Origin of the sequence: Mesorhizobium sp. (genome assembly GCF_004962245.1) — a bacterium.
GTDB lineage: Bacteria > Pseudomonadota > Alphaproteobacteria > Rhizobiales > Rhizobiaceae > Mesorhizobium.
In genome coordinates this window covers 49,250-67,098 of the sequence record NZ_SUHQ01000036.1, presented here as the reverse complement: position 1 = coordinate 67,098, position 17,849 = coordinate 49,250, and the positions used below count along the sequence as shown (strand labels likewise).

Annotated in this window: 10 protein-coding genes and 2 pseudogenes; 2 read left to right on the top strand and 10 right to left on the bottom strand. The window is 58.9% G+C overall.

Annotation, left to right across the window (positions count from 1 at the left end; genetic code table 11):
• Positions 1–736: 736 nt before the first annotated feature.
• The 3 genes and pseudogenes from E5X88_RS29040 to E5X88_RS29030 form a co-directional block, all read right to left on the bottom strand.
• On the bottom strand, positions 737–2,212 hold the full coding sequence (locus E5X88_RS29040; RefSeq protein WP_127240997.1) for an NAD-dependent succinate-semialdehyde dehydrogenase: 1,476 nt from the start codon (positions 2,210–2,212) through the stop codon (positions 737–739).
• Between the two features lie 407 nt (positions 2,213–2,619).
• A pseudogene (locus tag E5X88_RS33735) lies at positions 2,620–3,345 on the bottom strand (pitrilysin family protein); the annotation flags it as partial.
• 543 nt (positions 3,346–3,888) lie between these two features.
• Positions 3,889–5,190: pseudogene (locus tag E5X88_RS29030) on the bottom strand (pitrilysin family protein); the annotation flags it as partial.
• 1,689 nt (positions 5,191–6,879) lie between these two features.
• On the opposite strand from E5X88_RS29030, the gene E5X88_RS29025 reads away from it, so the two are divergent.
• A complete protein-coding gene (locus tag E5X88_RS29025) occupies positions 6,880–7,092 on the top strand; it encodes a cold-shock protein (RefSeq protein WP_008874821.1) in 213 nt (70 codons plus the stop codon).
• Between the two features lie 222 nt (positions 7,093–7,314).
• Here E5X88_RS29025 and E5X88_RS29020 read toward each other — a convergent pair whose 3' ends face one another.
• The 6 genes from E5X88_RS29020 to E5X88_RS28995 form a co-directional block, all read right to left on the bottom strand.
• On the bottom strand, positions 7,315–7,785 hold the full coding sequence (locus tag E5X88_RS29020) for a MucR family transcriptional regulator (protein WP_029354830.1): 471 nt from the start codon (positions 7,783–7,785) through the stop codon (positions 7,315–7,317).
• A 466-nt stretch (positions 7,786–8,251) separates the two neighbouring features.
• Positions 8,252–8,785: a tetratricopeptide repeat protein gene (locus tag E5X88_RS29015; protein ID WP_101918715.1), complete on the bottom strand. Its 534-nt coding sequence runs from the start codon at positions 8,783–8,785 to the stop codon at positions 8,252–8,254.
• Positions 8,786–8,838: 53 nt separating this feature from the next.
• On the bottom strand, positions 8,839–10,902 hold the full coding sequence (gene sctV / locus E5X88_RS29010; RefSeq protein WP_292167314.1) for a type III secretion system export apparatus subunit SctV: 2,064 nt from the start codon (positions 10,900–10,902) through the stop codon (positions 8,839–8,841).
• Positions 10,903–11,134: 232 nt separating this feature from the next.
• Complete coding sequence (locus E5X88_RS29005) at positions 11,135–12,025, bottom strand: EscD/YscD/HrpQ family type III secretion system periplasmic domain-containing protein (RefSeq protein ID WP_029354836.1); 891 nt, start codon at positions 12,023–12,025, stop codon at positions 11,135–11,137.
• Between the two features lie 116 nt (positions 12,026–12,141).
• Complete coding sequence (locus tag E5X88_RS29000; protein ID WP_224570034.1) at positions 12,142–12,384, bottom strand: nodulation protein NopA; 243 nt, start codon at positions 12,382–12,384, stop codon at positions 12,142–12,144.
• Between the two features lie 72 nt (positions 12,385–12,456).
• Complete coding sequence (locus E5X88_RS28995) at positions 12,457–12,786, bottom strand: hypothetical protein (protein ID WP_091595908.1); 330 nt, start codon at positions 12,784–12,786, stop codon at positions 12,457–12,459.
• 1,342 nt (positions 12,787–14,128) lie between these two features.
• On the opposite strand from E5X88_RS28995, the gene E5X88_RS28990 reads away from it, so the two are divergent.
• On the top strand, positions 14,129–16,243 hold the full coding sequence (locus E5X88_RS28990) for a hypothetical protein (protein ID WP_236387762.1): 2,115 nt from the start codon (positions 14,129–14,131) through the stop codon (positions 16,241–16,243).
• Positions 16,244–16,784: 541 nt separating this feature from the next.
• Here the strand turns inward: E5X88_RS28990 and E5X88_RS28985 are convergent.
• Positions 16,785–17,585 carry an Effector protein NopP gene (locus E5X88_RS28985; protein WP_091595847.1) on the bottom strand — a complete coding sequence of 267 codons (801 nt, stop codon included), beginning with the start codon at positions 17,583–17,585 and terminating at the stop codon, positions 16,785–16,787.
• Between the last annotated feature and the right edge of the window lie 264 nt (positions 17,586–17,849).

Genomic DNA, 17,849 nt, shown 5'->3' with positions numbered 1-17,849 from the left:
AGTCCGGCCCTTGCCGGAGAGCACGGCGACCAATGCCGTTACCTACACCACGCCAGTGGGCACGATCGAGATCGGCGAGGGTGCCAAGGCGGTGGTTCATTAGGGCCGGCCTCGAACTGGACCCACATCAGTGGTCGGAAAGCGGCGTGCACCGCAATGTCGCCATAGCAGCCAAGATCCTTTGAGTCCGGACATGCAGACCTGTTGGACCGGCGATCGTTGAAGGTGCAACTGTATGGAGGGATTTAGAACTTAACACTGTCCCCTGGACCGACAGCTCGGTCAGACATCGCACTCACCGCTTGATTATGGAAATGGTGTGCCTGTAGTACAGCGGGTAGCGCTTGCTGCGCACTGTCCTAAGAATAGCAATCATGACCCGTCTGGGGGTCTGCAACACGACGATCCAACCGCTTGGGCATTGTCGCATATCCCACAATGTAGAGTGCGCAACAGGGCAAAAGCTGATCCATCGGCGGTTTATCAATGCTTTTTGGCTTGGCACGGCACATGCAACGCAATCGGCAAAAGGCGCACGAACTGAGTGGCCCCATCGGCCCTAGGAGCGCTGACTTATGCCCTCCCAAGGCATGTCCGGCCCGGCAGCGAGCTCAGTCTCCTGCCGGGCATCCGTGTTTCAGGTCAACGGCGTTTGGAACTTCAAATTAGGTGGCGGCATTGACCGCAGGCCGCCCCCGGTGGGCGGCCGGTGGGCGGAGAGACAGTGCAGCAGGTTTCAAATCCCGCCCATGCAGAGATATTTCATTTCCAGATAGTCCTCGAGGCCATGGCGGGAACCCTCCCGCCCGATGCCGGATTGCTTCATGCCGCCAAACGGTGCCGCCTCCGAGGACATGCGTCCCGTGTTTATGCCAACCATGCCATATTCCAGAGCCTCTGCCACACGCCAGACCCGCTTCATGTTGGACGCATAGAAGTATGCGGCAAGGCCGTAGATCGTGTCATTGGCTTCGCGCACGACCTGGTCCGCATCGTTGAAGCGAATGATCGGCGCCAGCGGCCCGAATGTCTCCTCTTGCGCGACTGCCATGACGCTGGAAATCTCGGTGAGGACCGTGGGTTTGAAAAACGTGCCATTCTTGCCGATACGTTGGCCCCCGCATCGTATTGTGCCGCCTTTCGCAATGCCATCTGCGATGTGAGACTCTATCTTGGCCAGAGCATGCCTGTCGATGAGCGGTCCGATGTCCACTCCGGCATCGAATCCGTCGCCAACCGATAAGTGCCGGACTTTCTCCACGAATTTCTCGACGAACTCATCGTGAACGCTCGATTGGACGTAAATGCGGTTCGCCGAAACGCAGGTCTGGCCGGCATTGCGAAACTTCGCCTGGATCGCACCGTCAACAGCAGCGTCGATGTCGGCATCATCGAAGATGATGAAAGGTGCGTTGCCGCCGAGCTCAAGGCTAACCTTCTTGATCTGGTCAGAGCACTGACGCATCAGCAGCCGCCCGACCTCGGTCGAACCGGTGAAGCTGATCTTGCGGATCTTGGAATTGGTGCAGAGTTCACGGCCGACGCGATCACCTTCGGACGCATAGATCAGGTTAACCACGCCATCGGGAAAGCCGGCCTGATGGGCAAGGGCGAACATTGCGCCAGCCACGAGCGGCGTCTGTTCAGCGGGCTTGAGCACGATCGTGCAGCCCGCAGCCAAGGCCGGCGAGATCTTGCGCGCCACCATGGAGGCCGGGAAATTCCATGGCGTGATCGTGCCAACAACGCCGATGGGCTGCTTGATCACTAGCATTCGGCGGTCTGTCGAGGGTGCCGAGATCGTCTCGCCATAGACGCGATTGGCCTCCTCGGCATACCATTGCAGATACGCCGCCGCATGCGATACCTCTGACATGGCTTCGGCAAGCGGCTTGCCCATTTCCGCAGTCAGAATCGCGGCGAGATCGCCTGCATGGTCGATGATCAGCTGATGCCATCGCCAAAGAACGTCGCTACGCTCTCGGGCAGTCAACGCGGCCCATCCCGACTGCGCAACATAGGCCTTGTCTACCGCAGCACGTGTCTCCTCCACGCCCATATCGGGAAGCTCTGCCAAAACTTCGCCGGTCGACGGATTGACGACCTCGAACGTCTTATTGCCAACCGGTCTGCCGAGTGCCGGCAGGCGGTCGATGGCTCCAAACAGGTGCGGGGATTTCAGACGGCGGATCATCGGCAGGCACAGGGGCAATACCGGATTCCTCCTCAACGCAGCGAACATCCAGGTCGACAGGCCGTCGGTGTGTATTCTGCACCAGCGGGTTCGTCCTAGGGCCTCGGCAAAGCAGCTGGTAGACCAAACATACGACAACAGTTCCGTTAGTTTGAGTGCCCGCGGTTCATCAGTTGATGGATTGAGCAGCCGGATGTTTGCTTCATCCACCCGCTGCCTGCTGGTGGCGTGCGAGTGTATTCTGCAAAAGGCGGCATACATGCTGAGGAGCGCCGTTTCGGCGAGAGGCCCGCCTGGACCGCCAATGCCGCGCAAGGCCCGCGAAACGACTCCGCGGGTCTGCATGATCTGCTTGGCCCACCGGCCTCCATATTCGCTCTTCCCACGAGAAGCCCCAAGGAAGAAGGAAGGCGAGATGAGTTTCTTTACTCATCCTTGCCGCCCAGCGGCGGGCCGACCACCAAAATGGCGGGCTCGGCCGAAAGCAGCTTCTTGGCCGCCGCCTTGACCTGTTTGAGCGTCACCCGACCGATGCTGCGGGCGCGACGCTGGTTGTAGTCGACGTCGGCCTTGTGAATCTGCAAATCCAGGAGCCGGTCTGCAATCGAACTGGTCGAGCCCAGACGGTCAATGGCATAGGTGCCGATCAGGTGCTTCTTCGCCGCCTTGAGCTCGGCCCCGGTCGGTCCTTGCTGCGCCATCTGCTTTACCACATCTCGCACGATGCTCAGCGTTTGGGCGGCGCAGTCCGAGCGTGTCTCTGTCGTAACCAGAAGCTTGTCAAGGGTCAGTTCAGAGCTGACGTGATAGGCAAGGCCGCGTTTTTCGCGCACCTCCTCGAAAAGGCGGGAAGTCATGCCCGAGCCGCCGAGGATGTCATTCATCAGCACGGTGGCGAAGTGATCCGGCGCGCTACGCTTCACGCCAGGCCAGGCCAATCGCAGCGAAGTCTGCGGCAGGTCGCAGTTCTCCTCCACCAGTTGGCCGAGCTTCGGTACGACATCGGCGACGGGGGCGAGGGTTTGTTGCTCAGGCAAGTCACCAAACAGCTGGTCGAGCCTTTCCCTCAGCGTGTTTGCATCAATGTCACCGACCACGGCAATATGGAGCCCGTCGCGAGCGAAAATCGCCTTGTGGAAGGCGAGGAGGTCGGACGGCGTGATGCCGGCCAGGCTCTCTTTTGTGCCTTCTCCCGGCCTCGAAAAAGGATGCGTGCCATAGATCGCGCGCAGCCATTTGCGCTGAGCGATTGCGTCAGGGTCGCGCTCGCTGCCGACGATGTCGGAGACAATCTCGTCGCGGACGCGATCGATCGGCCCCTGGTCGAAGCGCGGCGCGTTGAGTGCGAGCCGAAGCAGGCCGAACGCGGCGTCCTGCTGTTTGGGAAGCATGCACACCGATCCGCAGATGTAGTGTCTTTGCGCCTCCAAACCCATCTCGGCGCCGGCATCGTCGAGCTTCATCTGGAAGGCATCGCTGTCGTAATTACCGGCGCCTTCGATGAACAGGCCGGCCATCAGATTGGCCATCCCCTCCTTCCCGACCGGGTCCTGCGTGATGCCGCCGGCAAAGCCGATGTTGACGATTTCCACTGTGTGGTCCTCCACCAGCCAGGCGATCATGCCCTTTTCGGACTTCACCTCCTGGATGTTCATCGCAGCATGGGGCTGAGCGCCGAGCGTCATCTCTTCATTCTCCGTCTTGGGCAAGAGATAGCCCGTGGTCGAACGGTCGAACGCGAGATAGCGGGCGGCAACTGCTTTGATTTGCGCGGCGGTAACCCTGCGGATGCGAGACGGCCGTTCCTCGACATCTTTCACGGTGCCGCCGGTGGCCAGCGTCGAGCCGTATATGCAGGCGAGGTCGTCCTGGTCGTCTTCGGCAAAGATCATATCGCGCACAAAGCGCTCCTTGGCCTTGCCCAGTTCCTCGCTGCTGACACCATCCTTGGCAATGCGAGCGACTTCGGCAGCGGCCGCCGCTTCGAGATCGGCCAGCTTGGCATCGCCGCGCGGCGCGCCATAGATGGCGAACCTGGTGTCGTCGAGCATGGTGCCCTGGAAATAGGCGCAGGCGCTGGAAGCGATACCTTGCTGGACAGCGAGCGCCTGGTAGAGCCGGCTGCGGTTACCGCCGCCGAGGATTTCGGACAGGTCGAGCGCTTCGGCCTCGCCCGGCTTGGCGGTATGGTAAGACGGCACCACCCACTGCGTCGAAAAACTGGGCACGCTGACGCGGGCGTCGGAGAGCGTGACGGTGCGCCTGGTGTTCTGCTCGGGCTCAACCGGCCGGATGCGCGGCGGCAGGTCGGGCCCGCGCGCCACCTTGCCATAGGTCTTCTCGGCCAGCACCTTCACCGTCTCCGGCTCGACATCGCCGGCCACGATCAGCACGGAGTTGTTGGGCCAGTAGTATTTTTCATAGAAGGCGGTGGCGTCGACGCGGTTCAGCTGCTCGATCTCCTGCATCCAGCCGATGATCGGGATGCGATAGGGCTGGTTCTGCCACAGCGTCGCGTCGATCTCCTCATGGAGCACGTCCTGCGGGTTGGTGTCGGTGCTTGAGCGGCGCTCCTCGATGACCACGTCGCGCTCGGTCTTGACGACATCGTCGGTGAGGATGAGGTTTCGCATTCGGTCGGCCTCGAAGCTCATCATCAGCTCGAGCGCCGACGGCGCCACTGTCTGATAGAAGGCGGTGTAGTCGGAGGAGGTGAAGGCATTTTGCGAGCCGCCGATCTCGAACACTGCGCGGTCGAATTCGCCGGCCGCATGGTTGGTCGTCGCCTTGAACATCAGATGCTCGAAAAAATGGGCAATGCCGGATTTGCCCGGCGGCTCGTCGGCGCTGCCGATCTTGTACCACACCATGTGGGTGACGATCGGCGCCCGGTGGTTGGGAATGACGACCACCTCCATGCCGTTGTCGAGCACGAAATCCGTCGCCTTGCCGTCCTCCCATGCGACGGGGATCGGAGCCGTCCTCGCGCCGCCCAACTCGGTCGCAACGGACGTCCTGCGAAGCCCGTGAGTGCGGGGCTTGCTTGGTAGTTCTGATAGGGAGAGTGGGATTATGGGCTGGGTTCCTGGCAAAGTGATTTGTTCCTCATTTTGAAGGCTCTATGTCTCCCGACGCCTATTGGGAGAAAGTGGATCGGCACGCGACGCCGAGCCAGATGAGCCGTCAGCGTGTTGCCGGGCCTGACGCGGGCCTCATCTTTGGATGCGTCCGGGGAACGTTCGGCAGTATTTTGGTGAGGCCATGGGAAGTCTGCTCGTTATCCATTGGGTGTTTGCGGATACCTGAGCATGCGCCGTGCCAAGTAAGAAAGCCCCGATTTGCAAGGTTTGATCCAACCTTGATACTTGCGATATCCGACATTGTCGGGCATCCGACAGAAAGCGCCTTTCGCCGGCGCGCCGGCTACGGCGCTCGCCTCCTCCGGCGTGACGACGATCCTTTGGCGGGCGCCGCGCACACCGATCTGCCCGCCTATCAGCACCGCGACATCGAAGGACAACGCGATCGTGACTGATGGGTCTTACGCAAACATGCAGCAGTGCCACCGCCATCAGGACTTCATCCGCCCCTCAAAGCCCCGAGCGCGAGGGGACGACGTGTAAGGCAACATGTCATCCTCGACAATGATGCCGCGCATAAAGAGGTAAGGTCCCTCGTCGTACCGGCGAGCCCCTTCGCTGGGTTCGCCGAGGGTCTGGTTTGCGAACGTCGACCGACAGCATCACGCATGGGCGGCCGGATCGATAGACAAGCATTGACCGTGCCACCAGCGCATTGAGGGCAGCGCAGAGTCCAATTGGCCTGTGCCAGCCGGTATGTTGGAGCTTCAAGTGTGGCCAGCCAAGCGGGCTGAGGCCATGGAACTCCTGATATCCTGGACAGTCCAGATTGCAACGCACGACGCCTTTGGTCATCGCCCGAACGTTCATTGACGCTCAGCGAAGCTTGCGTCATCCGGACGATCTGGGAAAAGCTTGGCCGGGCCGGCGCCTTCCCAGGCGCACGGGACGCGCGACGACCCATGTGGACCTTGGATTTCACTCCGCACCTACGCTGCTTTGGCCTTGTCAGCAGCCTGGGCGGCATAGCTGAGTCCCGCCCTTGCTCAATCTGCCAAACCATCTCGCTCACAATCGATCGGGTGGTTTGTGCCGTCTGAACGCGCATTGTCAACTTGCCGACAGTCTGGGGTTCCGAACCCGACAGTTGATTCAAACCGACAATGGCCCGCCTCAGAAGCAGGCAACCGCGCTTCGTAGCAGGCCGAAGCTAATCGAGGTTCGCGGGTCTCGGTTTGAGTGTGCAGTGTCGCTGCGCGCCTGATCTTTCGGTCTGATGACAAAAACGTCGTCATTTTGGCCGACGATATCGGTCGGGAGCGGGTATTGCGGTCGAGCAGCGACCCAAGCACGTCCACAAGATGTGCCGAGTTTGCAGGGTTGGGTCATTGTTTCTGTCGACGTTTGAGCGACAGCGCACGACGAAACGTCTGGCATACGCCTCGTCTGGCACGCGCCTCGCGTGTGTGGCAGGTGCTGCTGGAGATCAGGCGGTCGAGTGGGCCTTGCAATTTTCCGATTTTGCTGCGCCTAAAGTCTCGTGTACAAATCAGGCTGGCGTGAATGGCCTGCCTAAGTTGCGACTTGTTACAAAGGAATGGATATATGGCGACTGGAACGGTGAAGTGGTTCAACAGCACCAAGGGTTTTGGTTTTATTCAGCCCGACAACGGCGGTCAGGATGTCTTTGTCCACATTTCCGCTGTTGAACGAGCGGGCCTGTCGACCCTTAATGAGGGCCAGAAGATAAACTACGAGGTCGAACAGGATCGCCGCACCGGCAAGTCCTCTGCAGGCAGCCTCAGCAAGGCTGGCTAACGCGTGCGGCAAGGATGCGGCATACTCCGAACGCATTGACCGGCTCGAAACCCGGCCGGAGCATGCAACCAGGTAATGCCGCGGCAGCGATTGCTGGAGCCGTCGCGAATTCCTCTGGAATGAGGCTCTTGGACGGGAAAGGCGGGGCTCGTCCCCGCCTTTTGATTCCGCGCAGATTGGGCCTACGGCTGCCGCGCGTCCCGAACGACTGTTGATACGGATTTAGGCTGCGACCTTTTTGCGGGTCCGTTTCGCCGGCGCCGGCACCGGGGCTTCCGGCTCTTTCGGTTTGCGGCCGAGTCCTATGGTCTTGGCCAAGGCGGAGCGCGTAGCGGCGTAATTCGGCGCCACCATCGGATAATCCGACGGCAGACCCCATTTGGCGCGATATTCGTCCGGGGTCAGACCATAGTGCGTCGACAGATGGCGCTTTAGCGATTTGAATTTCTTGCCGTCTTCAAGGCTAATGATGTAGTCCGGTTCGATCGACTTTTTGATCGGGACAGCAGGTTTTTTCACAGGCACAGGCTCTTCTGCTGGTATTAGTCCGGCCGTGCCTTTTAGAGCCCCGTGCACTTGGGCGATCAGGGCAGGAAGCTCCCCCGCCGGGACGGGGTTGTTGGAGACGTAGGCTGATACAACATCGGCAGTGAGCTCGATGAGGATGTCGGTGTTGTGGGCTTCTTCTGTCATAAACTTCTCCGGGCAGCTTGAAACACAGTCGGGCGAAGTGTCGCTACATAGTGGCGGTTGCCGCTGAAAGCAAATGGATCGACGGGTGCGCTGCTCCCCACCATTGAAGTCTCGGGGACGTATCCCGTCATCGTCCATCGGCCTAGAGGCAGCGTATTGCATTATGGGAGCGGTCGCGCCTGCCCCAAGTTAGAGGCAGGCATTCGCGCGTGAATTAATCAAATCCATCCTGAGCGTATCTCGCGTGGCAACCACGAAGGCGCTCTGGCAACGAAGCGAGGCGGATGGCCTTGCGGGTGGCCGAGAGATGTCATCCGGCTCTCCTGCCGACCTCTGCCGGCCAGATCTGGAGCAACAGCTTTGCGCAGATATGGCTCTCTTCAGAGGCCATCTATGATGGGAGCCGAGCGCGTCTCGAGCCGGGGAATAGGCTGCACATGCGCTGTGCCCACCTATTGCGATCGTGCTAACCTTGGCTGTTCGGACTTGCCGTTAAGGCAAGCGACAGATTGAAGTTATGCTGCACCATCTGATTCCCTGGCTCGGTTTCGAGAGCTCGCCGATACAGGGCCTGTGCCGCGTCATGCCGCCCCTCAATGTCCAAGATCACGCCCTTCGCATTCAATGCACGTACGTTTGCTGGGGCTGCAACCAAGACGCTGTCGAGCACCTCAACCGCTTCGTGCGGGCGCTTCTGGGCCACCAAGGCTTTTGTAAGCCGTATCGCCGCATCAACATTGTCCGGGTGCTGCTTCACCTCATCCCGCAAAGCCCGCTCTTGAACATCCTGACCAACTTCGCGCAAAATGCGTTCGCGCATAGCCGGATCGATTTGATCGGCGCTGAGCAACTCTGGGGAAGATGTCTCCTGCACGGAAAGAGCGGGCTTTTGCCAGCTGGCGCAACCGCCCAAAGGCAGAATGGCGAGTACGGCAAAAAGAAGTGAGCTCCGGCGCAGAAACATAGGCGATGGAGAAACTGTATTTCTAACAAATTTCATATTATCTCTCGGTTATCAGGGAGGCGGGTCGCGTTCAGTTAGGAAAGGTGGAACTACTCTAACAATCCGCTGTTCGATCCGTGCGGGAGTTTGACGGATCCTGCCGGGCGAATTGTAAAGTCGGAGGCGAGGTCTTGATAAGACAGCACGGCGAGATCGATCCCGTTTCGCGTCAGAAAGCCGCGGACGAAACGTCGGACATCCATTGACGTCAACAGAATAGGGCGGGTTTGACCCGGTTCTGTGTTCGAAAGGACCTGACGTATCTGTGATAGCATCGCTTCGCTTTGCCGATCCTCCAGTGCGAGATAGGGGCCTGCATCCGAATCTCGAACCGCGCCACGCATCACATCCTCGCTCTCGCGTTCGACGACCAGGGCGGACACGATGCCCTCGGTGTTGGCATAGCGGTGGCAGATCTGTCGCTTCAAACCAGAACGGACATATTCCGTCAGCAGGGCAACGTTTTGCTCACGCTCGCTCCATTCGGCCAATGCCTCCAAGACGAGACGGGTGTGGCGGATTGGGATACCTTCCTCCAGGAGGCGGCGCAGAACATCGGCAATCCGAGGAATCGGCGTCGTGCGCAGCACCTCTTTCACAAGCTCAGAATATTCCTGCTCCATTCGGCCCAGGAAATGTCGGGTCTCTTGGATGCCCACCAATCGCGGTGCGTAGCGGGTCAACGTTGCATGGACGCGCAAGGCGAGGAGTTCGCCGGGAGCCCAATGCTCCGTGCCGGCGCCCGTAAGGGCCTGTGCAGGGGTATGTTCGACCGGGAGTCTGTCCGTTTTCGGCTCACGCCTAAGGGGGATACCGCTCGAGTCGACGTGCGCTACATCGGCTCGGAGCGTCATCTGGCTTGGATCTATCGCGTCCTGTTCGACTGGCACGCCCTCGACATCTATCCGGAATTGCGATGTAGGCAGCTGCTCGTCAACCAAGACAGGGATGCGGGGAACGATAATGCCCAGATCGGCTGTGACCAGGAGCGAAACGCGCCCAATATGTTTTTGCAATTCGGCTTGATCGATCCCCTGCATAAGATTTGGCGCTAAAAAAAATGCGATCGGGAATTCCTTCGCAGGCGCGGCTTGCTTAGGCTCCGCTGCAGTTCCATCTTTCGCATCGGCAGTGCCGGCGCCCAGCACATCAGCCTTGACAATGCTTACCGCAGCGAACACTGCGGCCAGCATCAGAAAGACGGGGAGGGGAAACCCAGGAACGAACCCCATCACGACCAGGACGCCGGCCGCCAGCCGCAAGGCTCGAGTACTGGCCGTGAGCTGACTGACCATTTCGGTACCGAGGTTGATCCTCGCCGTCCCAGTCACACGGGTGACGATGGTCGCCGCAGTAATGGAGAGCAGAAGGGCCGGAATCTGCGATATCAATGCATCGCCTATCGTCAGCAGAGTATAGTGATGCAGCACCTCGCCGAAGGACATGCCCTTGGAGAGCAGACCGATCGAAATTCCACCCAGCATGTTGATGCAGATAACCACCAGCCCGGCGATGGAATCGCCCTTCACAAATTTCATCGCGCCGTCCATCGCGCCATATAGTTGGCTTTCCTTCTCCAATTCGGCGCGCCGCCGGCGGGATTCGTTGGCATCGATGTGGCCGTTGCGTAGCTCTGCGTCGACCGCCATTTGCTTGCCCGGCAGAGCATCCAGCGTGAAACGCGCCGCCACTTCTGCCACCCGTTCGGCACCCTTCGCGAGGACCATGAATTGCACCATGGTGACGACCAGAAATATGACGAAACCCACCACGATATTGCCTGAGATGACGAAATCGCCAAAGGTATGAATAATGCTGCCGGCCTCCCCCTCGGCCAGGATCAGTCGCGTCGTTGCGACCGTCAGCGCGAGACGGAATACAGTGGAAATCAAAATAACGCCGGGCAAAGAGGAAAAATCAAGTGGAGTACTGACATACAGGGCAACCATCATCAGCAGTATGGCCAACCCCATATTGAATCCTATCAGTGCGTCGACCACCACGACCGGGATAGGCATGACCATCATCGCGACAGCCAGAAGCAGCATCAACGCAACCATTAAATCCGGGCTGGCCGGCGCACGCTTGATGAAGTCACGCAGGACGTTGGCCATCGAGACACCTTTGCAATCGGTTGAGACTTACTCTGCTGTTACGCCCTGAAACGTAGCTTTCGAACTCCGAAGGCGCCTCGGCCTTGGCCAGCGCGTGACCCTGCATGAGAGCCACAAACAGGCGCGAAATGGCTGGGCAGCAAATGTTTCCAACGCAGCCAGCTTGTCAGCACCGAGCGCCACAGGATGTTTGGCTGGCCATAGAGTGCTGCTTGATGGGGCCTGCGAGCTTTCAATATGGGAGAGCAGCAATGCGGCCATTCCTGCTCAGCAGCACACGGCTGTCCTCAATACGATCGACTACCCATCCATCAGCTAAAATGGCCCCGACAAAATACTTCTCGCTGTCGATGACAAGATACGGTTGGGCCCCATGCCACACAGCTTCGACCGCGATTGCGGATGGCGCCTTCTCCTCTTTGATGAGCACTCCGTTCACCAGTGTTAGAGTACCCTTGGTGCGACGATCGAACGATTGCTGAAGCTTCTGCCAGCTGATGACCGATTCAGACGTGACGGTGCCCTCGGCGGTCACAACACCCTTTGCGGAGCCAATCTTGACGTCGAGAAGACCCGCTCGATCGACTTCCTCCTGCAGCTCTTTGGCCGCTGCCCCCGTAAGTTCATTGTCAGCGCGGTGACTGATCGTTCTGGACGCGACTTCAGCCCGAAGTGAATTGGGGCTCGATCCACTTGCATTGCCAAGATAGGAGAACATGCCCGAAAGCGCGCCGATCCCGAGTGAGCTGATTATGACCATGGCGAGCACACCGATCGGTAGGCGCGGTATGCCGGTCGAACCAGGCGGCTCTGCATCCTGCACGGACCAAGCAATGGACATCTCGCCTACGAGCAGGACGGCAGGAAGGGGCACAACAACGGACTGGCCTGCGGCGATATTCCGGTTGCCCTCGATACTGAGTCCGGGTGCAAGCGCCTCGAGTTCGATCGACTTGCCAAGAAGAGTTACACGAAGATGATGCGGTGCCAGTCCTTGCTCGACAAAGACCAAATCGGCATCGAAGCCGCTGCCGATTAAACACGTTTGAAGATCCGTCTTGCCGGTCAGTCCGCAATAGAGCCCCGAAAGCACTTCGAAACGGAGGGAAACGGCGTCATCCACAGAGCATCTCTCAAACAGGATAGAAGCCGCACGGCAATTGCCATGCGGCTCATTTCGGGACTACGTCGCGTCAATAAGGAGACGCGCTAGGGGCAGTCTAAAAGCCGCTTCCGACATTACGAAACGCGTTCGTCGGCGGCCTTCTTGATGGTCTGGAGATTGGTCGTTAGAGTGCGCAACTGGACACTCCTTTTCGTCGCCTCCAAGCTAACATTGGTTAGTTCTTGCACTTGCGCCTGAAAAGCAGTAGCATCAGCTCCGCTTGTATTGCCGGGAGTGCCACTGTTAGTTTTATCGGTATTGCCGGCGCTACTGGTATTGGTATTGCCTGATTTCTTATTATTATCAACTGCAGCCATGATCATTCCTTTTTCTGTTGGAGTTGTGCCGTCAATAACGGCCTGTATGACCTCACGCCGGATTTTCCCGCGTCAGGCATCTTCTGTGTCATCCAAAGCTTCATCGGCCTCAGCCATCGCATCGTTCGCGAATTGGAACGCGAACGATCGCAGGATACTTTGGAAGGCTTCACTTTGTGCTGCAGACTGTGAGTTGTCTTGAAGTTGATCATTTGAAACGGTCCGGTTATCCGCCCGATCGTTCCCGCCAGCTGGCTTGCCATCATTCCCACCAGCTGGCTTGCCATCATTGCCACCAGCCGGCTTGCCATCACCAGAATGCTCGGATTTCGAATCCCCATGGCCCTTTCGGATCAAGGAAGTCCCGAGGTTGCCAACTCCACTCCCAATTGCTGCTATCATCAGGTACTCCGGCATTTGCCATTGGCGGCGACGTGTTAAAGGTTAACCTCGATCAAGCTAAGGGCGGGAGCTTTCGAGAACCTGACGGCTTTTGACAAAAACCGGCCAGCGCAAAAACGTATGCTCTGCAGGATGTTGCTCTCGCATCGAACAGTCGACCACGATCTCGGCTGTTCGGCCAATCCCGCCGTCCACGCATGCCGCGACCGAATGGCAGCCGCAGCAGCTCGTTTGCATCCTCGATGCTGTGGTGTCGAACAGGAGACACGGTCCACGTGCTGCATGACCGCAATGACCGTATTCTTGCTGGCTCCACGGGCGCACGCAACGAGCAGGAACTCGGTCTTTGCATCACCATTCTCTCGCCTGCACATCACGGCCCGGCGCGGTGAGCTCATTGGCTTCGAGAAGGTCGGCGAGTACGAACATGGGATGGTCTGCCGGCTTTGGGAGGCCGGTGCGGATCCTCTTCTCACCATATCGAAAGCTTGAAGCGGTCGGATTTTCTTGCCCTGTTCGTGAGAACTCCCATCGTCAGCTAATCGTCAGCCAAGCGGTCTATCTAGGCCGGCCGTGCCTGACCTTCGGATCCAAAGGTCCCGTCTCGACACTTTTTGTAACTATAGATCGAAATGGTTTCCCGCGCGATACGCAACGCACACGCTTCTCTGAAGCAAATGTGTGACTTTGTCGGTGGCGAACGAGAGGAGTGACGCCTCAATAAAATCGTCAGGCACGTGTCTAGGAAGGGGAGCTAGCCGAGTTGGTCTGATTTCATTCGCTGTTCCTGGAAATCGGCGGACTGAAGCGCTGATAATCTCAGGACATCGATATGCGAAAGTCCTGTGAGCTCGGGCCAATCTTGGCCTGCTACTGAGAAGCACTTTGGCGGGAACATTACGCCGTCGCGGGTCTGGCTGACCGTGACGTTAACCGAAAGATGCCGCTGGTCTCGTCAGCCGCCAGCACAATAGCAGCACATTCTCGCCTACTACGGAGACGCAATATGAAGGGCATTGGCCGACCACGGAAATCGCAGGCTGAAACTGGAGCCAGCCGCGCGGGGCGGGCGAGCAGTTCCCTTTCGCAATCAAGTCTTGCTGCGGGAGAAGGTGGACAGTCATTCGATTCCGTTGTGGAGCAGATGCGCTCTGGGGACGCCGATAGGAGGCCCTCCTCCCTTCCAGTTGCGCGCGGTCCAGGCGATGCCCGCGAAAGTCTGCCAGGCGCCTCGATTGGCGAAGATCAAATCCTGAACGCACCGCCACGTGGAGCCGCTGCGCCACCACGCGGAACCGTAGCGCCACGTGGCGCAGCCGCAAGGCGGCGCGGTTCTCCCTCCATGTCTGAGGGCGAAGCCATGGCGCCGGTCGGTAGCCAACTATCAACCGCGCAGGTGGAAGGCACCAGCTCATCGTCAAATGAAGATATCAGTCCGACACAGCTCAGAATGAACAGTCTTGTTCAACAACTGACTGATTGCGAGGCTGCGGCCAGGAAAACCGACGTCCCCGAGGAGGCGGTGGAGCTGATCAGTCGGGTCGTCGATGCAGCCTCAGCAATTCTGGAGTACCGCGCTAGCCTGCCTGCGGCTGAGGCGCAGACAATTATGCCAGACGACAAGGTGCGTAGATGTTGCCAGATCGTGTGCGACGCCGCGAATGAAGTAGACAAACTTGGCCTGTCGACGATCACGAAATTGGACAAAAAGACCAAGAAAGCGGCAGGTATGGTCGATAAACTCTACTCCTACTCCCAGGCGGACCGGCAGGAGCTGTTGATTTTAAATGTGGAGAACCACCATACGGCGGCAATTAAGTGGTGGGAAAAAAAGGCATGGCGCTCCGAACGGCAGCGATCCGCCTGCGCTGCCACCGCTAGCCTATCCAGTGGAACGCCCGTGATGCGGGAAGCCGAGCGGTGCGCACTGCGGCTGCGTGCCGGCTCGGTACTGAGTGTCAGGATCTGGCTGGTCCATGAGCGGATCGGTCTTGCGCGGGCCAAGATTGAACTGCGGGCGAGCAGGTTCGAGCCAGATTTGAAGGAACTCCTCGTCGGTCGAAATGGAGTGGTGCAGCTGATGGCAAGCGCCGTTCAAGAAGCTCTTCGCGCCCTCTCTTTGGCGAAGGGCATAATGGATGATGGCAAAGCACTCAACGCTCATGATTGCGCGGTTGTAGAAAAAATCATGGAGCGGCTTTCGGATTTTGGATTGGCGTTGCACGAGGTGCATACCAAGCTAAGCCATACCTACCCAGATGCCGGCCTCCCATTGAAACTGTTCGAACGGATCGTGGACGATGCATGGATCACTGCGCACGATGCCATGCACTTGTTGAACCTGCAGTCTCCGCCGTCAGCCATCATGGCGCCACAGGCCCAGGCGGGCGCTGCGATGCCGGCCAGGGCAGGCGCTGCGATACCGGCTGACACTGCTGGTACGGCTGCAGTGTCAGAAGGCACTACAGCGCGAAGGAAAGGGAAGTCAAAGCATAAGTCGGCAGCTCGCGCCGGGACTTCTGCCGCCGGGCAGCCATCAACACCAGTCGCTGCGAACGCCGGCACAGTGCCAGCAGCCAAGGTTCTCGCGCGCTCGGATCAAGTTGCGAGTACACAGGTGAGAGCGCAAGAGGTGGCTGCGAGTTCGTCGGGGGCAGGCTCGACAATCGGGGGCGCCGCGTTGTCAATGGAGGTATTGACGGAGCGGCTCAAACGATTGGACGAACTTTTGCAGTTCGATCTGGCCGGTCAGCAAAGCGTCGTCTCCCAAGTGCGCCAGATGAAGCCTGAGGAGGCCGGTAAGGTCGTGGACGATGTGGCCCAGTACCTGCGAGCCCAGGCCATTGAGATGCAAACCTGTCTCGCCGGGTTGCAGGGGCGTAATGTACGCCTGCTACTCACCTCCACCCAGCTACCCAAAGTGCACGAACGCACAGACCAGCTCAAAGGGTTGCTGAACATGGTGCTGGGACAGGCCAACGCATTGAATGAAGGAAAAGCCGGCATTACGACTGATTGCATGAAGACCTACGCATTTCCGGCGCAAAAATACCTGGAACATTTGTGCAATGCCGACGAATTGATGCCGCCGGAGGCACCGGTCGCGCTGCGTGGCGAGCCAGGAAAGCTGTTTGAGATGAAGCTGCAGCCCAAGATGCTGGTCAATGGTGCGATGCCGAGCCCGATGTGGGTGCACATCCACACGAGTCGCCCCGTCATGGCCAGAAACTTGGAAGGGCTGGCTGATTCCGAATTCACCGCTTGCCACGTTAAATCCAACGAACAGCGCGGCTACAATCGAGAGCGAGAGGAAGCCGATGCTAGGTCCGGTCGCGAGAAGGTCATAATTCATCGCGGCAAACTCACCCCCGCTTTCTGTAAGTCCTTGTTGACCTCGGGGCTTGGCCGCCAACCACGCCATTCGCGTGCCGAGCTCCCGTCGGCGCAGGCTGCATGACAGGGCACGTACTTTGGGGTCTAGGGCAGAATGCGGCCGGCCACGCTGTGAGTCAGCGAGCATTTCTCCTGGCCAAACCGCGATGCCGCTGCGCGAGTTGCGGTCCGGCGATTGGAGTCGATCGGCTACCGTCAGGGCCGATTTGCGATGTCGCGTTACCTGCTGTTGACGTGGCGGCGTATCTTGCCTCCCATCCAACTTATCGCCGAGATCGCGCCGCCAAGATCGAGGCGGAAGGTCTTCCTGCGAGCGCGGAGCAGGCATAGCCGATCCGATCGGGATCGGCGCATCGCAACGACCCAACGGTGTGGTGGAGAAAATTGGATTCGGGAGAGCTCGTATCCAAGAGGCGGAGTTCCGGCCCGAATACAATCCGCTCGCAAGCACCCACGATGCGCATCCGCAGTTTATTGTCTGGGAGATGGGCTGGATCGCTCGGCGGCGCTGGCGCTAAGGCGGGGCTGTCGCCGGACAATTAGCATTCACTGCCAACAGCCTTGCAACCGTCACCAGTTGCAAGGCTCGGCGGCGGGTCGACAAATCACATGAAATCGTCGTCAGACCCGCTATCGCTGCTGTCGCTGTCCTCGGTTTTGTGGAGATAGAGTGGAGGTTTGCCTGCACGCTGCCACTCACCGGCACTGTTCTTCGTCCATTTGTCGGGATGCTGCGTAGGGTCAAGCACCAGGTCGCCATGATCCACTTCAACAAACCCCATCGTCTGCGCGCGCGCTTGTGCTTCCGGATTAGCCGCACGCCAATTCAGCAACGGTCGGTCGCCGTCTATCCGAAGTTGATGCTCCAGCAGAATATCGCCCGCATTTTCGACGAGCGGATGGGCGACTTGAAGATCCACTATGGAAGTGACCTCAGTTCGACCAGGAAATTGTTCCCGCCAACTTTCCGATTCGAACTCGTTCATGCTGAATCCGCCTTCCATTCTCAGCAGTCCGGCACTCCGGTCTCCCAATTGGTAACTGAAATATCGCGCGTGCTCCGTATCTCGACGGATGCCATATTGCTGAGCAACGTCCGCGGTGCGCCTGGCTCGTGACGATACGAACTCCGAATACTCTTGAGGATTGTCGGCGATGTGCGTGATTTCATCACCATGAAATTGCCTCACCTGTCTCCTGAAGGAAGTCCTGTTGATCTCCACCACAGGAGGTCGGGAATTGAGGGAGTATGCTTGGGGAGCCGCCGATGATGAGGCGCCGCTACCTTCCGATCCGGATAAGTGCATTCGGGCAAATGTGTCCGCGAACCCTTCGCTTCCTGCATCCGATTGCTCGCCGGCATTATGCGCGCGGTAACTATCGGATGAGCCAATTCGACCATACATGACGATTCGTACTCCTATGTTTCGCAACCGAGCTCAAGTTAGCACGGCTGTTCAACATAGGGCGCTTAGTTGACGACTAGCTGACGAGGGCATTCCAACGGCTGCACCAATCAAATCCGCACTGCCGGCCTCAAAACCTCGGACTGCGCCACGCACCGGCCAGCAGAGGCTGAAAGGTCATGCCCGGAGGACTTGCCGTAGTTGCTGGGTGGCAGATCCGAGGGGAGTGATTGCCCCAGGCCCGCGGTTGCGCGGTTGGCCTGA

What these genes read in the sequence shown, in the direction of transcription:
- E5X88_RS28990 (WP_236387762.1), top strand. Translation starts at nt 14,129, where the DNA reads ATGTCTGAGGGCGAAGCCATGGCGCCGGTCGGTAGCCAACTATCAACC.
- E5X88_RS29000 (WP_224570034.1), bottom strand. Translation starts at nt 12,384, where the DNA reads ATGGCTGCAGTTGATAATAATAAGAAATCAGGCAATACCAATACCAGT.
- sctV (WP_292167314.1), bottom strand. Translation starts at nt 10,902, where the DNA reads ATGGCCAACGTCCTGCGTGACTTCATCAAGCGTGCGCCGGCCAGCCCG.
- E5X88_RS28995 (WP_091595908.1), bottom strand. Translation starts at nt 12,786, where the DNA reads ATGATAGCAGCAATTGGGAGTGGAGTTGGCAACCTCGGGACTTCCTTG.
- E5X88_RS29015 (WP_101918715.1), bottom strand. Translation starts at nt 8,785, where the DNA reads ATGAAATTTGTTAGAAATACAGTTTCTCCATCGCCTATGTTTCTGCGC.
- E5X88_RS29020 (WP_029354830.1), bottom strand. Translation starts at nt 7,785, where the DNA reads ATGACAGAAGAAGCCCACAACACCGACATCCTCATCGAGCTCACTGCC.
- E5X88_RS28985 (WP_091595847.1), bottom strand. Translation starts at nt 17,585, where the DNA reads ATGTATGGTCGAATTGGCTCATCCGATAGTTACCGCGCGCATAATGCC.
- E5X88_RS29025 (WP_008874821.1), top strand. Translation starts at nt 6,880, where the DNA reads ATGGCGACTGGAACGGTGAAGTGGTTCAACAGCACCAAGGGTTTTGGT.